This is a genomic window from Pseudomonas brenneri (assembly GCF_007858285.1).
Classification (GTDB): domain Bacteria; phylum Pseudomonadota; class Gammaproteobacteria; order Pseudomonadales; family Pseudomonadaceae; genus Aquipseudomonas; species Aquipseudomonas brenneri.
Genome location: NZ_VFIL01000002.1, coordinates 566327 through 580309, shown reverse-complemented (window position 1 = coordinate 580309; position 13983 = coordinate 566327). Strand labels below are relative to the sequence as shown.

General features: G+C 58.3%; 15 protein-coding genes. 5 read left to right on the top strand and 10 right to left on the bottom strand.

Translation table 11 applies throughout. The features are described 5' to 3' along the window. Nucleotides 1–9: 9 nt before the first annotated feature. The 6 genes from ruvC to FJD34_RS05900 form a co-directional block, all read right to left on the bottom strand. Nucleotides 10–534 carry a crossover junction endodeoxyribonuclease RuvC gene (gene ruvC, locus FJD34_RS05925; protein ID WP_032862494.1) on the bottom strand — a complete coding sequence of 175 codons (525 nt, stop codon included), beginning with the start codon at nt 532–534 and terminating at the stop codon, nt 10–12. Between the two features lie 141 nt (nt 535–675). Then, nucleotides 676–1422, bottom strand: a complete 747-nt coding sequence (locus tag FJD34_RS05920) for a YebC/PmpR family DNA-binding transcriptional regulator (protein WP_032862493.1) — start codon at nt 1420–1422, stop codon at nt 676–678. A 135-nt stretch (nt 1423–1557) separates the two neighbouring features. Next, entirely contained in the window at nt 1558–3333 is a 1776-nt protein-coding gene (aspS, locus tag FJD34_RS05915) for an aspartate--tRNA ligase (protein ID WP_032862492.1), read from the bottom strand. A gap of 110 nt (nt 3334–3443) precedes the next feature. Next, nucleotides 3444–3665, bottom strand: coding sequence for an FmdB family zinc ribbon protein (locus tag FJD34_RS05910; RefSeq protein ID WP_032862490.1), 222 nt, complete (start codon nt 3663–3665; stop codon nt 3444–3446). A gap of 163 nt (nt 3666–3828) precedes the next feature. After that, nucleotides 3829–4179, bottom strand: a complete 351-nt coding sequence (locus tag FJD34_RS05905) for a ribbon-helix-helix domain-containing protein (protein ID WP_032862489.1) — start codon at nt 4177–4179, stop codon at nt 3829–3831. 192 nt (nt 4180–4371) lie between these two features. Beyond that, nucleotides 4372–4845, bottom strand: a complete 474-nt coding sequence (locus FJD34_RS05900; protein ID WP_029300319.1) for a Dps family protein — start codon at nt 4843–4845, stop codon at nt 4372–4374. Nucleotides 4846–5241: 396 nt separating this feature from the next. Between FJD34_RS05900 and FJD34_RS28665 the strand changes: the two genes are divergently transcribed. Continuing rightward, entirely contained in the window at nt 5242–5844 is a 603-nt protein-coding gene (locus FJD34_RS28665; RefSeq protein WP_032862487.1) for a cold-shock protein, read from the top strand. An 81-nt stretch (nt 5845–5925) separates the two neighbouring features. Here FJD34_RS28665 and FJD34_RS05890 read toward each other — a convergent pair whose 3' ends face one another. Continuing rightward, nucleotides 5926–6132: a SlyX family protein gene (locus FJD34_RS05890; protein WP_010169958.1), complete on the bottom strand. Its 207-nt coding sequence runs from the start codon at nt 6130–6132 to the stop codon at nt 5926–5928. Nucleotides 6133–6135: 3 nt separating this feature from the next. Next, entirely contained in the window at nt 6136–6561 is a 426-nt protein-coding gene (locus FJD34_RS05885; RefSeq protein WP_032862485.1) for an HIT domain-containing protein, read from the bottom strand. Nucleotides 6562–7290: 729 nt separating this feature from the next. Between FJD34_RS05885 and FJD34_RS05880 the strand changes: the two genes are divergently transcribed. Beyond that, nucleotides 7291–8589, top strand: coding sequence for an OprD family porin (locus FJD34_RS05880; protein ID WP_090291835.1), 1299 nt, complete (start codon nt 7291–7293; stop codon nt 8587–8589). A gap of 190 nt (nt 8590–8779) precedes the next feature. Here the strand turns inward: FJD34_RS05880 and FJD34_RS05875 are convergent, their stop codons facing one another. Together FJD34_RS05875 and FJD34_RS05870 are read right to left on the bottom strand one after the other, a co-directional pair. Further along, nucleotides 8780–9622 carry a mechanosensitive ion channel family protein gene (locus tag FJD34_RS05875; protein ID WP_032862483.1) on the bottom strand — a complete coding sequence of 281 codons (843 nt, stop codon included), beginning with the start codon at nt 9620–9622 and terminating at the stop codon, nt 8780–8782. A gap of 127 nt (nt 9623–9749) precedes the next feature. Next, on the bottom strand, nt 9750–10235 hold the full coding sequence (locus FJD34_RS05870) for a YajQ family cyclic di-GMP-binding protein (protein WP_065944004.1): 486 nt from the start codon (nt 10233–10235) through the stop codon (nt 9750–9752). A gap of 114 nt (nt 10236–10349) precedes the next feature. Here FJD34_RS05870 and FJD34_RS05865 point away from each other — a divergent pair, with 114 nt between their 5' ends. The 3 genes from FJD34_RS05865 to FJD34_RS05855 are packed head-to-tail and all read left to right on the top strand — an operon-like array spanning nt 10350 to nt 13931. Continuing rightward, nucleotides 10350–11267 (top strand): putative 2-dehydropantoate 2-reductase, encoded by a 918-nt coding sequence (locus tag FJD34_RS05865; RefSeq protein ID WP_032862481.1) that lies wholly within the window; start codon nt 10350–10352, stop codon nt 11265–11267. A 46-nt stretch (nt 11268–11313) separates the two neighbouring features. Beyond that, nucleotides 11314–13350: a sensor histidine kinase gene (locus tag FJD34_RS05860; RefSeq protein WP_065944047.1), complete on the top strand. Its 2037-nt coding sequence runs from the start codon at nt 11314–11316 to the stop codon at nt 13348–13350. A 2-nt stretch (nt 13351–13352) separates the two neighbouring features. Continuing rightward, a complete protein-coding gene (locus FJD34_RS05855) occupies nt 13353–13931 on the top strand; it encodes a cob(I)yrinic acid a,c-diamide adenosyltransferase (RefSeq protein WP_032862480.1) in 579 nt (192 codons plus the stop codon). Nucleotides 13932–13983: the final 52 nt, after the last annotated feature.

Below are 13983 nucleotides of genomic sequence, written 5' to 3'. Positions count from 1 at the left end.
CTGATGCTATCAGAGACGCAGGCGCCCGCCACGACTGCGTGCCGTGCCAAGGCCATGGGGCAACAGGCTGGAACGGGTGTGCGCATGGCAAATGGCGATAGCCAGGGCGTCAGAGGCGTCGATCTGTGGCTTTGAGGTGAGCTTGAGCATATGCATGACCATCATCTGCACCTGCTCCTTATTGGCCGCACCGGTGCCGACCACGGCCTGCTTGACCTGGGTTGCGGTGTATTCGGCTATTTCCATGCCCTCCTCCGCGCCGGCAACAATTGCAGCGCCTCGGGCCTGGCCCAGCTTCAGGGCCGAGTCGGCGTTTTTGGCCATGAAGACCTTTTCAATGCCCATGGTCACCGGCCCGTAGGTCTGGATCACTTCACGCACACCGCGATAGACGATCTGCAAGCGCTCGGCCAACTCGCCAGCACCGGTACGGATACACCCCGAGGCAACGTAGATGCAGCCACGCGGAGTGTGCTGCACCACGCCAAAGCCGGTGATGCGCGAACCGGGGTCGATACCTAGGATTAAAGTCATAACGCCTGCAGGTTTATGGGTACATATAGATCCAATGTGGGAGCGGGCTTGCCCGCGGTAGCGGTGTTTCAGTCAGAAATTCTGTATCTGATAAACCGCTATCGCAGGCAAGCCAGCTCCCACATTAGATTTTCATCGCGCTTAAGTTAGCTGTTCGGCGACGGATTCCGGGATGTCGGCGTTGGAGTAGACGTTCTGCACATCATCCAGGTCTTCAAGCATATCCAGCATCTTCAGCACTTTCTGCGCACCATCCAGGTCCAGCTCGGCGCTGGTGGTCGGCAGCATGACGATTTCCGCATCGGTGCCTTTGAAGTCTGCGGCTTCCAAGGCGTTACGCACCGCATAGAAGCCGGCGAACGAGGTGAATACGTCGATGGAACCGTCTTCGTTGGTCACCACGTCGTCGGCATCCGCCTCCATCGCGGCTTCCATCAGCGCGTCTTCATCCGTACCCGGCGCAAAGGTAATCTGCCCCTTGCGCTCGAACAGATAGGCCACCGAACCATCCGTGCCCAGGTTGCCGCCGCACTTGCTGAACGCATGGCGTACAGCCGCCGCGGTGCGGTTGCGGTTGTCGGTCATGCATTCGACCATCACCGCGACGCCGCCCGGGCCGTAGCCTTCGTAGGTCAGCTCGACCATGTCGTCGGTATCGGCCGCACCGGCACCACGGGCCACGGCGCGGTCGATGATGTCGCGGCTCATGTTGGCGCCCAGGGCCTTGTCCAGCGCCAGGCGCAGGCGTGGGTTGGAGCCTGGATCACCGCCGCCCTGGCGGGCAGCGACGGTCAGTTCGCGAATCCACTTGGTGAAGATCTTGCCTTTCTTGGCATCCTGACGCTCTTTGCGGTGCTTGATGTTCGCCCACTTGGAATGGCCAGCCATAACACAACTCCGAAATTCTCTAGAAACCTTTCAATCCCGCCCCAGGCGAGATTTCCCTCTTTTAAACGCAAAGGCGCATCCGAAGATGCGCCTTTTTGACTGCGTACAACCTTATCGCGCTTTCACGCCGCAGCCTTACTCAGCCTTCGGCGCCTCGCGCAGACGGATGTGCAGCTCGCGCAGTGCCTTGGCATCCACCACACCTGGAGCCTGGGTCATGACGTCCGCAGCACTCTGGGTTTTCGGGAAGGCAATCACTTCACGGATCGACTGCGCGCCGGTCATCAGCATCACCAGGCGGTCAAGGCCGAAGGCCAGGCCACCGTGGGGTGGAGCGCCATATTTCAGGGCGTCGAGCAGGAAGCCGAACTTCTCTTCCTGTTCCGCTTCGTTGATACCCAACAGGCGGAAGACCGACTGTTGCATTTCTTTGCGGTGGATACGGATCGAACCGCCCCCCAGCTCAGTGCCGTTGAGCACCATGTCGTAGGCGCGGGACAGAGCGCCAGCCGGATTGGCTTCCAGCTCTTGCGGTGTGCACTTGGGCGCGGTGAACGGGTGGTGCAAGGCGCTGAAGCTACCGTCGTCGTTCTCTTCGAACATCGGGAAGTCGACGACCCACATCGGTGCCCACTCACACGTCAGCAGTTTCAAGTCGTGACCGAGCTTGATGCGCAATGCACCCAAGGCTTCACTGACGATCTTGGCCTTGTCGGCACCGAAGAACACGATATCGCCGTCAACTGCACCCACGCGATCGAGGATCACATTGAGCTTGTCCTCAGGGATGTTCTTGACGATCGGCGATTGCAGACCATCAACGCCATTCGCGCGCTCGTTGACCTTGATGTAAGCCAGGCCCTTGGCGCCGTAGATGCCGACGAACTTGGTGTAGTCGTCGATCTGCTTGCGCGGCATGCTCGCCCCGCCTGGCACACGCAGTGCGGCGATGCGGCATTTCGGGTCGTTGGCCGGGCCGCTGAACACCTTGAAGTCGACTTCCGTGAGCTGGTCGGCAACGTCGACCAGTTCCAGCGGGTTACGCAGGTCTGGCTTGTCGGAACCGTAGCGGCGCATGGCCTCTTCGAAGGTCATGTGCGGGAACTCGCCGAATTCCAGGCCCAGCACTTCCTTGAACAGGTTGCGGATCATTTCTTCGGTCAGGCCCATGATCTCTTTTTCATCGAGGAAGCTGGTCTCGATGTCGATCTGGGTGAATTCCGGCTGGCGATCGGCGCGCAGGTCTTCGTCACGGAAGCACTTGGCGATCTGATAGTAACGGTCAAAACCGGCGACCATCAGCAGTTGCTTGAACAGCTGCGGCGATTGCGGCAGGGCAAAGAAGCTACCGGCGTGGGTACGGCTTGGCACCAGGTAGTCACGCGCACCTTCCGGGGTGGCCCGGGTCAGGATCGGCGTTTCTACGTCGAGGAAGCCGTTCTCGTCGAGGAAACGACGGATGCTGGTGGTCATGCGCGAACGCAGACGCAGCTTCTCGGCCATTTCCGGGCGACGCAGGTCGAGGAAGCGATAACGCAGGCGGGTTTCTTCGCCAACGTCGGAGAACTCGTTGAGTGGGAACGGCGGGGTTTCCGACTCGTTCAGCACTTCCAGCTCGTAGCCCAGGACTTCGATCATGCCCGACGCCATGTTGGCGTTGGTGGCACCGGCCGGACGCAGGCGAACCTTGCCGGTGATTTTCACCACGTACTCGCTGCGCACGCGATCGGCGGCGGCGAAGCTCTCGGCACGATCCGGGTCGAATACCACTTGGGCCAGACCGTCACGATCACGGATATCGAGGAAAATCACCCCGCCATGGTCGCGACGACGGTGAACCCATCCGCAAAGGGTAATTTCCTGACCTTCCAGGGTCTCGTTCAGTTGGCCGCAATAGTGGCTGCGCATCATGGTAGTGGTTTCACTTCTCGTAATTCGAAATTCGGTGGAGTGCCTGCTCGATCACCGCACCTTGTAAGTCAGGCCACGGATAATGCAGGAGCTCGCGCGTAGAGTTCAACTCAGTCTGCTTTGTCGCCGCCGGCCAGGTTCTTCTTCGAGCCGGTCTTGAAGTCGGTCTCGTACCAGCCGCTACCGCTCAGGCGAAAGCCCGGCATGGACAACATCTTTTTCAGCTCGGGTGCCCGGCAAGCAGGGCAATCGACCAACGGCGCGTCGCTGATCTTTTGAATGGCTTCCAACTGATGACCACAGGAAGCGCATTGATAATCGTACATGGGCATGGGATGTCTCGGCGATCACGTCACTGCTGCGCTGCGCCCCGTACCAGCCGGTATGCGCAGCAAAGGGCGAGATTATATCCGTTAAATCGAGGCTGTGCAGCCGTGGCAACGTACAGCGCACTCTATAGAGACACCCGCGCCCCTCCAATCAAGGGCACCCCGGCTACACAAGGCCGGCCTGATGTGCCGTTGCCGCCTGCCCTTTCAACGCATGAACCACACACACCACCCTGACCAGGCCGCTGAAATTCTTCACCCCGCCATAACGCAAATGCACTTCGCGATCCACGTAAGACAGCAGTGCACTGACCGAACACGTATTGATCCTGGCTATTTCACCCAGAATGTTCCAATAGACTTCTTCAAGCCGCAGGCATGTCGAAAAACCATTCAACCGGACCGAACGCGACAATGGCCGCGCCAACGCCATATCGAATCCTTTGACGAAGGGATCGATCTTTATCTTGTAGAAGCCGGAAGTTTCCAGCGCACCTTTACCCATACTACGCGACATACACTTGACACTCCCTTGCCAAACGGCTCTTGAACAAACGGCTGTTATTGGCCGTTGGGCCTATAAAACAGCAAGCAGGCAAGTGCAGCCAGAAGACAGAGAGTCACTGTTCGTAGGACAAGCCAACGTATGTAACCGGAAGGAATCAGGTGAAGCCAGTGACGCCTGCCTGGCGTCACTGGCTCACGACATTTACTTGCCTTCGAGCAGTGAGCGCAGCATCCAGGCAGTTTTTTCGTGAATTTGCATGCGCTGGGTCAGCAAGTCCGCCGTCGGCTCATCACTGACTTTATCGAGCAACGGGAAGATTCCGCGTGCCGTGCGGGTAACAGCTTCCTGCCCATCGACAAGTTGCTTGATCATGTTTTCAGCACTGGGTACGCCTTCCTCTTCCTTGATAGAAGACAGACGGGCATAGATAGAGTAAGCACCCGGGGCAGGAAAACCCAGGGCTCGAATACGTTCGGCAATGGAGTCAACTGCCAGCGCCAGTTCGTTATATTGCTCTTCAAACATCAAGTGCAATGTACGAAACTGCGGCCCCGTGACGTTCCAATGAAAGTTATGGGTTTTCAGATAAAGTACATAGGTATCTGAAAGCAGCCGTGAAAGTCCGTCAACAATGGATTTACGATCTTCTTCGCTGATACCGATATCGATTGCCATGTTTATTCCCTTCAATTGATGAAAATTCATTGATCAGGTGCTTACCCACTCTAGCAAGAGTGCTCGCCTTGCGCAGCCCTGGCGCCACAGGCGGCCTGCGGCAAATCGCCCCTTGGCAGCGCGCGCGACAAGGCCTGGCGCGGCGAAAAACACCCGCACCTGTCTAGGACAAGGGTTTAGCGCAGAAATGCCATGATCTTCGCAACGCCTTGAAACGCTTGATTTGAGAAGGCACAGGCTTTGCTGTTAAATAGGCAGCGTGTCGCCACCGCTATTTCCTGCGGCAAGCGGCATAGGCTGAATACCCGCGCACGTGCCCAACGCCTCCCATTGTTCAGAAGCGAACCGTGCCAATCAGCTCTTCCTTGTGATCCGTCTTAACGTGAGTTAATCAAAATGTTGAAAATCGTCCACCTGCTAACGGGCGCTGCAGCTTTGCTGCTGTCCTTTATCCCGAGCCTGCAACCAGAAAGCCTGCCGTACCTGCAACAACACGACGCGCTGTACCTGGCTCTGTTCGGCCTTCTCAACCTGACGCTGGCGCCAGTCATTCCTTACTGGAACAAAGGCACACGCCATCAACTGCAAAACCTGGTCAGCGCATTGCTGGTGCTGACTGTCGTCGTACAAACCCTCACCCTCCTGGCCCCCATGCCTGAAGTCGGCGGCCATCCGGCCATCCTGCTCAGCCTGGTGATTGCCCTGGTCGCTATTGTTCTTCACCTGGCTATCAGCTTCTACCGTTCGTCTGCTCCGGCCACCTCGCAAAACTACGACATGACCAACCGGGATACCGGGACCGTCAAGTGGTTCAATACCTCCAAAGGCTTCGGCTTTATTTCCCGAGATTCGGGCGATGATATCTTCGTCCACTTCCGGGCCATTCGCGGCGAAGGCCATCGCGTCCTGGTAGAAGGCCAGCGCGTGGAATTCTCCGTCATGAACCGTGACAAAGGCCTGCAAGCTGAAGACGTGATCGCGGCCCTGCCGCGTCGCTGACCCCCGATCAGGTGCAAAAAAAACCGCGATGCAGTTGATACTGCATCGCGGTTTTTTATTGCCAGGCGCTTTACAGCACACTCAATAATGAGGCGGTGGTGCTTCTTCCTCGGAGGATTCGAACTGCCCACCCATCTCTTCCTGACGCTTGAGCAAGGCTGTCATCTGCAATTGCAGGCGCTCTACCGCCCGCTGCTGGGCGACCAGAATGTCATTTAATGTCTCGATGGTGTCGTCCTGGAAAGCCAGGCGGCTCTCAAGGTCCGTCACACGATCTTGCAAGTCCATGGTTCAGTCCTGGGTAAAAATGAAGTCGGGCGGCAACAGTTCGCGCAGGCGGGTACGAATCACCGCGACCTGATCGTCGGTATAAGGCAACGCCGGGTGCTTGCCCCAGACCGGAGCAGGCCAGGCCACATCGTCGCGCTTGCGCACAATCACGTGCACGTGCAACTGGCTGACCACGTTGCCCAGGGCGCCAATGTTCATTTTATCGGCGCCGAACCCGTCATTGAGCAACTGCGCCAACGTGGTGGTTTCGCGCCACAACCGGGACTGGTCATCCGCATCAAGCTGGAACACTTCGCTGATGCCGGCAATGCGCGGCACCAGGATAAGCCAGAGGTAGTTAGAGTCGTTGGACAGCAGCAGCCGGCACAGGGGGAAATCCCCGATAGGCAAAGTGTCGTTTTGCAGACGTGGATCCAAGGCGAACACCGCAGTCACTCCGTTCGGCTAGTCAGTTTCAGGCGCCCAGCATACCTGCGAATGGCGGCTGCTTCACGGGGCAATCGGCGCGACACCAACAGGCAATCACACCGCCGGGCGCGAACGCACCAAAATGGGTCTTTTATGCCCCACACCGGGCAAGGGCTATCCGCCAATTACTCACTCCGAAGGGTGAACCGGTAACATTTCTGACAGGAACACACTTTTACTCGTTCGAAATCCCGCACAACCCGAGCCATGAATTCCAAAAAAAACTACGAAAAAGCCCCGTGGTTATGCGGTTTTCACAGACTCACCACATTTTTCACGAAAAAATGACATTCGCCTGGCAGTTTGTGCACGCTTGTTGCATTCACTCCCATAACGTCGACAACGACACCTGCCAGGAAGGCAGTGTTTCACGATAAAAAGAACAGTGAGTCAATACAAAAAAAGGAAGTTTTAAAACTTTGAACAGGGGTACTTTCCACCCTTGTCTAGGGTATTAAAAACAGTATTGAAGTTGTCAGTCTGGTGACAAACAGACTGTAGATTTGCGACACGGATCTAGCAATTTACGACAGCCTCGTAAAGAAGCTGAAAGGATAGATGTGTACGTATCGCCAATTATTGCCAGCGTGCTATAAGTTTGCGCTGTCACAAAAAAGAAAGAGCCTCCCAGACAAAAATACAGGTGGGACGGCAGTACTCTTCCTAAAACCAAAGGAGCAAATCACGATGCGCGTGATGAAGTGGAGCATGATCGCCCTCGCTGTTTCAGCAGGCACCTCGCAGTTCGCAATGGCGTCCTCTCAGGACGAGTCCAAGGGACTTATCGAAGACAGCACTTTCGGCGTCAACACTCGCGCCCTGTACTTCAGCCGGGACTTCCGCAACGAGCCACTGGACGGCTACGAGACCGTCAACGGCAAACGTAAAAGTCGCGCCGAAGAAACCGGCCTGGGCTTCAACGCCCTGTTTGAGTCGGGCTACACCCAGGGCACCGTTGGTGTTGGTTTTGACGTGATCGGCCTGCTGGGCGTCAAGCTCGACAGTGGCAAAGGCCGTGCGGGGACCGGCCTGTTTCCTCAGGGTTCGGATGGTCGCTCCCAGGACCAGTACTCCAAGGGCGGCGGTGCCATCAAGTTCCGTATCTCCGATACCGTCTTGAAAGTCGGCGACCAGTACACCACTGCGCCTGTATTCGCTTCCGATGACAGCCGCCTGCTGCCTGAACTACCACAAGGCATCTCGCTGACCAGCAACGAGATCAAGGGACTGAAACTAGAAGGCGGTCACTTCACGTCGAGCGTTTCACAAAGCCAGACTTACCATGACAGCCTGGGCCTGACGAAAACCGACTTTGCAGGTGGCGTCTACTCCTTCACCCCAGAGCTGACCGCTAGCCTCTACTACGCAAAAACAGAAGATTTCTTCCGTAAGATCTACAACAACATCAACTGGACCCACGCGTTGAGCGAGGATCAATCCTTTGCTCTCGACTTCAACATCTACGACACCAAGAGCGATGGCGAAGGCAAGCAACGTGCCTACAAGGACGGCAGCACCAAGCTCGACAACCGCGCCTTCAGCTTGCAGGGTGCCTACACTATCGGTGCGCACACCTTCACCCTGGCCGCACAAAAGGTTACCGGTGACGGTGATTATGGCTACGGCGTAGACGGCGGCGGCACAGTATTCCTGGCCAACTCCATCGCCCGTTCCGACTTCAACGCCGAAGGCGAGAAGTCGTACCAGGCGCGTTACGACATCAACATGGCCACCTTCGGCATTCCAGGCCTGAGCTTCATGGCTCGTTATGTCACAGGTAGCGGCGCCAATACCGCCACCACCAACAACGGTAAAGAATGGGAACGCGACCTGGAAGCCAAGTACGTCATCCAGGAAGGTCCGGCCAAAGACTTGAGCCTGCGCTTGCGTCAAGCCACCTACCGTTCCGGTGATGGTGTGTACTACGGCTCGCCGTCGATCGACGAACTGCGTCTGATCGCGCAATACCCGCTGAACATCCTGTAATCCGCCGTTAGATTGCAACGATGATCTAGGGCTTCGGCCCTTATATGAAAAAGCCGCTCACTGTTAACCAGTGCGCGGCTTTTTTATTACGCTTTTATTACTGCAAATCCGATAACTAGCAAGCTAGCTATCGAGTTCAATGGCTTGATAAAACTTGACCATTAAGCCAAGTTCGATCCTTACCTCGTTATTACTTGGCAGGCGCTTCCTGCATCACGCGAATAACGCGCTGCGGGAATGGAATATCAATCCCGGCCGCCTTCAACCGATCCCGCGCCAGTTCATTGAACATGAACAGCACGTCCCAATAATCCGCAGTCTTGGTCCATACACGCAGGGAAACCGTGATCGAACTGTCACCCAAGGTCGAAATCACTGCGACAGGCTCTGGGTCCGCCAAAACTCGTGGGTCCTTGGCCAGCTCCAACAACACTTCACGGGCTTTTTGCAGGTCGGCTTCATAATCCACACCCACGTCAAACACCACCTTGCGGGTCGGCTGGCGGTTGGTGTTGGTAATAATGCCGTTGGACAAGATGCCGTTAGGCACGATGACCGTCTTGTTGTCACCGGTACGGATCACCGTGTGGAAGATCTGGATGCTGTCGACAGTCCCCGAGGTCCCCTGGGCTTCGATCCAGTCACCGATACGGAACGGACGGAACAGCAGGATCAGCACGCCACCGGCAAAGTTGGCCAGGCTGCCTTGCAACGCCAGGCCAATGGCCAGGGTTGCAGCACCAATCGCCGCGACAAACGAGGTGGTTTCGACACCGATCATCGAGGCCACGCTGACGATCAGCATCACCTTGAGCACGATGTTCGCAAGGCTGGTCACAAAGCCCTGCAACGCCAGGTCGGCATTGCGCAGGGCCAGCAGGCGCCCTACCTTGTGGGTCAGTTTGTTGATCAGCCACCAGCCTATGGCCAGGGTCAGCACCGCCAGCAATACCCGGCTGCCGTATTCCATGATCATCGGGACCCAGGCTTGGGAAGCCTTGATCAATTGATCCATTTCAGCATTCAAGTCCATCTAGATTCTCCTGTTTACCACTGCCTATAAAGGTCACCACAGCAATTGAGCCCCGGAGGGCTCAATCGTTTCTGCAAGTTCTGGGGCGTGGGACGTCGAAAAGCCCCACGGGTTCCCCAAAACCGGATCAGTCGCGGAAGTTATTGAACTGCAGCGGCATATCGAAGGTTTTGGCGCGCAGGGCGGCAATCGCGTCCTGCAAGTCGTCGCGCTTCTTGCCGGTGATACGCACCTGCTCGCCCTGGATCGCCGCCTGGACCTTGAGCTTGGCGTCCTTGACGTGAGCGACGATTTTCTTTGCCAGCTCTTTGTCGATGCCTTCCTTGAGCACGGCTTCCTGCTTCATCAACTTGCCCGAAGCGTAGGCATCCTTGACTTCAAGGCACTGCGCATCGATCTTGCGCTTGACCAGGGCCAGCTTGAGGATCTCGATCATCGCTTCCAACTGGAAATCGGCTTCAGCGGTCAGGTTGACCGTCAGCTCTTTTTCCTTGAACTCGAAGCTGCCCTTGCCTTTCAAGTCATAACGACGGTCCAGCTCCTTGACGGCGTTCTCGACGGCGTTGGTGACTTCGTGCTTGTCCAGTTCAGATACCACGTCGAACGACGGCATGTAGTTTCTCCAGTAAAAAGGGGCACGGCTCAGTAAAGATGGAGCGCACCCGGCTTGCGGGTAAAATTCCCGGGCATTATAACGGCTCACCCAACGGCTTATGGAGCAAAATTGATGTCCACCACTTGGCATGTCCTCGGTGCTGGCAGTCTTGGCACCTTGTGGGCCACACGCCTGGCGCGTGCAGGCCTGCCGGTGCAACTGATCCTGCGTGACAAGGAGCGCTTGGCCCGCTATCAGGCATCGCCGGGGCTGACCCTGGTCGAGCAGGGCCTGGCCCGCACGTATCCGGTCATGGCACAAACCTCCGACAGCCCCGAGCCCATTGATCGCCTGCTGGTCGCGTGTAAAGCCTACGACGCACCTGACGCCGTCGCACAGCTGGCCCGACGCCTGACACCCAACGCCGAGGTGATCCTGCTGCAGAACGGCCTGGGCAGCCAGGATGCGGTCGCCACGCAATTACCCCAGGCACGCTGCATCTTTGCCTCCAGCACCGAGGGCGCATTTCGCGAAAGCGATTGGCGCGTGGTATTCGCCGGTCACGGTTTTACCTGGCTGGGTGACGCCAGCCACCCCACTGCGCCGCTGTGGCTAGACGATTTAGACGCCGCGGGCATTCCCCACCAGTGGAGCACCGACATCCTCACCCGCCTCTGGCGAAAACTGGCACTCAACTGTGCGATCAACCCACTGACCGTGCTCTATCAATGCCGTAATGGCGGGCTGCAGGAGCATCAATGCGAGGTAGCGACCTTGTGTGCCGAGCTCGCCGAGCTGCTGGAGTGCTGCGGCCAGCCCGCAGCGGCGCAGGATCTGCAGGCTGAAGTGGAGCGGGTGATCCAGGCGACGGCGGCCAACTTCTCGTCGATGTACCAGGATGTGGCCAACGGCCGACGGACCGAGATCAGCTATCTGCTCGGCCATGCCTGCCAGGCGGCCTTGCGCCATCGCCTGAGCCTGCCGCACCTGCAACAACTGCATGTGCGCCTGGCCGGCTACCTGGATGCACGCGGATTGCCCAGCGACTGAGGCACGCGCTACCCTGCCAACTTGATCCTTGCCTGCGAACAACCTGATGCCACTGCGCCAGCGTCTCGAAAATCTCCCCGTAGGGCAGAAACTGCTGGCGGCCCTGCTGGTACTGCTGACCACCGTGCTACTGGTGGCCAACCTGACCTTTATCAGCGCCGCCTACTGGATCTCCCAGGAAAGCATGGCCCCGCAAGCCTTGCAGGCGATTGGCCGGCTGGTCTCCAACCCGGCACTCGCCGCGCAAGCCCTGGACTCTCCCGCCAAGGCCGATGCCCTGCTCAATGAGCTGACCAGCTATTCGCCACTGCGGGCGGCGGCCCTGTATGACGGTGAAGGCAGTCGCCTGGCGCAGTTGCAACAAGGCGATCGCCTGCAACTGCCAGCGCACTATCGCGATATCGAAGCCTGGCGCGTTACTGAGTTTCGCAGCAATCAAGTCATCACCCTGCCCCGCCCCGGCCTGCCCTCGGGGCATTTGCTGCTGGTGGCCAGCAGCGAGCTGCCAGTCGCCTTTTATACGGGCACCCTGACTGCCAGCCTGGGCATCCTGATTTTCAGCGTATTGCTGTGGATGATCATCGCCCGGCAGATCAAGCGCCTGATTACCCGGCCCATCCATGAGCTGGAAGAATTGTCGCGCCAAGTGACTCGCGAAGAGAACTACGCCCTGCGGGCCGGTCGCGGCAACCATGACGAAATCGGCAGCCTGGCTGAAGCGTTCAATACCATGCTGTCGCGCATTGAAGCCCGGGAGCAGCAACTCAAGCGCGCGCGGGATGACTCCCAGGCCGCCTATGATCAGGCCCAGGGCCTGGCCGAAGAGACGCGGCATACCAACCGCAAGCTGGAACTGGAAGTCCAGGTGCGCAGCAAGATCGAGAAAAAACTCACCGGTTTCCAGAACTATCTCAACAGTATCATCGACTCCATGCCCTCCGCCCTGATCGCACTGGACGAGCAGCTCTACGTCACGCAATGGAACCAGGAAGCCAGCGCCCTGTCCGGTACGCGCCTGGGTGAAGCCCTGAACCAGCCGATCTTCCTCGCCTTCGAACCCCTCAAGCCCTACCTGCCCCAGCTCAAGGCCACGGTGGAGCAGCACACGGTGGAGCGCATCGAGCGCGTCACCTGGATCAAGGACGACGAACCCAAGCACTACGCCCTGACCTTTTACCCGCTGATGGGCGGCGCCGGGCGCGGGGTGGTAATCCGTATCGACGACATTACCCAGCGCCTGTCACTTGAAGAAATGATGGTGCAGTCGGAGAAAATGCTCTCTGTTGGCGGACTGGCCGCCGGCATGGCTCACGAAATCAACAACCCGCTGGGAGCGATCCTGCACAACGTGCAGAACATTCGTCGGCGATTGTCCCCGGATTTGCCGAAAAACCTGGAGCACGCCGAACAACTGGGTGTCGAACTGGATACGGTCAACCGCTACCTGCAAAGCCGCGAAGTCCCGCAACTGCTCGACGGCATCCAGCAAGCCGGCGCCCGCGCGGCGAAAATCGTCACCCATATGCTCAGTTTCAGCCGCCGTAGCAACCGCCAGATGGCGCCTTGCGACCTGCCAGCCCTGATCGACCAGGCCGTGGAGATCGCCGGTAACGATTTCGACCTGGCCATCGGCTTCGACTTCAAGGGCCAGGCGATCATTCGCCAGTTCGACCCGCTGCTGGGCCCGGTGCCGGGCACCGCCAACGAGCTGGAACAGGTGTTGCTCAACCTGCTGAAAAACGCCGCCCAGGCCATCCACCTGCGCGAAGACGACAGCGAGCCTGGACGCATCACCCTGCGCACCCGGCTCAACCCGCCCTGGGCCGAGATCCAGGTGGAGGACAATGGCATCGGCATGAGCGAGAACGTGCGCAAACGCACCTTCGAGCCCTTCTTCACCACCAAGGAAATCGGCCAGGGCACAGGGTTGGGTTTGTCGGTCTCATATTTCATCATCACCAACAATCACAAGGGCCAGATGGAGGTTCACTCCACCCTGGGCCAAGGCACCTGTTTCACCTTGCGCCTGCCGCTGGCTGGCAGCCAGCTTGCCCCCCACGAACTGACTCAACTGGAGCACTGACCATGGGCTTTCGCCTGTCGAAAATTTATACCCGTACCGGCGACAAGGGTGAAACCGGCCTGGGCGACGGGCGCCGCGTGCCCAAGGATCATCCTCGGGTGGAGGCGATCGGCGAAGTGGACAGCCTCAACAGCCAACTGGGCTTGCTGTTGGCCGGCCTTGAAGAACAGAGCGGGCAACATCCAGCGCTCAAGGATGTGATTGAGGTCCTGACTCCGTGCCAGCATCGACTGTTTGACCTGGGCGGAGAGCTGGCGATGCCGGTCTACAAGGCGCTGAATGCGGGCGAGGTGGATCGGCTGGAAGCGGCGATTGATCGCTGGAATGAAGAAGTCGGGCCGCTGGAGAACTTCATCCTGCCCGGCGGTTCAGCGCTGATTGCCCAGGCCCATGTATGCCGCAGCCTGGCCCGCAGCGCCGAGCGGCGGTGCCAGCAATTGAATGCGCTGGAGCCGTTGGAGGGGGTGGGTCTGGCCTATATCAATCGGCTGTCGGACTTGCTGTTTGTGGCGGCCAGGGTAATTGCCAGGCGCCAGGGCGTTGCCGAGATTTTGTGGCAGGCGGCGGCGAAGCCGCACTGAGATTCTGCCGGGATTTGTATTGCCTGACAGGGCCTCATCGCGGGCTTGCTCG

Coding starts and splice junctions, on each gene's coding strand:
- FJD34_RS05855 (WP_032862480.1), top strand. CDS start 13,353: ATGGGCTTTCGCCTGTCGAAAATTTATACCCGTACCGGCGACAAGGGT.
- FJD34_RS05860 (WP_065944047.1), top strand. CDS start 11,314: ATGCCACTGCGCCAGCGTCTCGAAAATCTCCCCGTAGGGCAGAAACTG.
- aspS (WP_032862492.1), bottom strand. CDS start 3,333: ATGATGCGCAGCCACTATTGCGGCCAACTGAACGAGACCCTGGAAGGT.
- FJD34_RS05905 (WP_032862489.1), bottom strand. CDS start 4,179: ATGTCGCGTAGTATGGGTAAAGGTGCGCTGGAAACTTCCGGCTTCTAC.
- FJD34_RS05920 (WP_032862493.1), bottom strand. CDS start 1,422: ATGGCTGGCCATTCCAAGTGGGCGAACATCAAGCACCGCAAAGAGCGT.
- FJD34_RS05900 (WP_029300319.1), bottom strand. CDS start 4,845: ATGGCAATCGATATCGGTATCAGCGAAGAAGATCGTAAATCCATTGTT.
- FJD34_RS05890 (WP_010169958.1), bottom strand. CDS start 6,132: ATGGACTTGCAAGATCGTGTGACGGACCTTGAGAGCCGCCTGGCTTTC.
- FJD34_RS05910 (WP_032862490.1), bottom strand. CDS start 3,665: ATGCCCATGTACGATTATCAATGCGCTTCCTGTGGTCATCAGTTGGAA.
- ruvC (WP_032862494.1), bottom strand. CDS start 534: ATGACTTTAATCCTAGGTATCGACCCCGGTTCGCGCATCACCGGCTTT.
- FJD34_RS05880 (WP_090291835.1), top strand. CDS start 7,291: ATGCGCGTGATGAAGTGGAGCATGATCGCCCTCGCTGTTTCAGCAGGC.
- FJD34_RS05865 (WP_032862481.1), top strand. CDS start 10,350: ATGTCCACCACTTGGCATGTCCTCGGTGCTGGCAGTCTTGGCACCTTG.
- FJD34_RS05875 (WP_032862483.1), bottom strand. CDS start 9,622: ATGGACTTGAATGCTGAAATGGATCAATTGATCAAGGCTTCCCAAGCC.
- FJD34_RS28665 (WP_032862487.1), top strand. CDS start 5,242: ATGTTGAAAATCGTCCACCTGCTAACGGGCGCTGCAGCTTTGCTGCTG.
- FJD34_RS05870 (WP_065944004.1), bottom strand. CDS start 10,235: ATGCCGTCGTTCGACGTGGTATCTGAACTGGACAAGCACGAAGTCACC.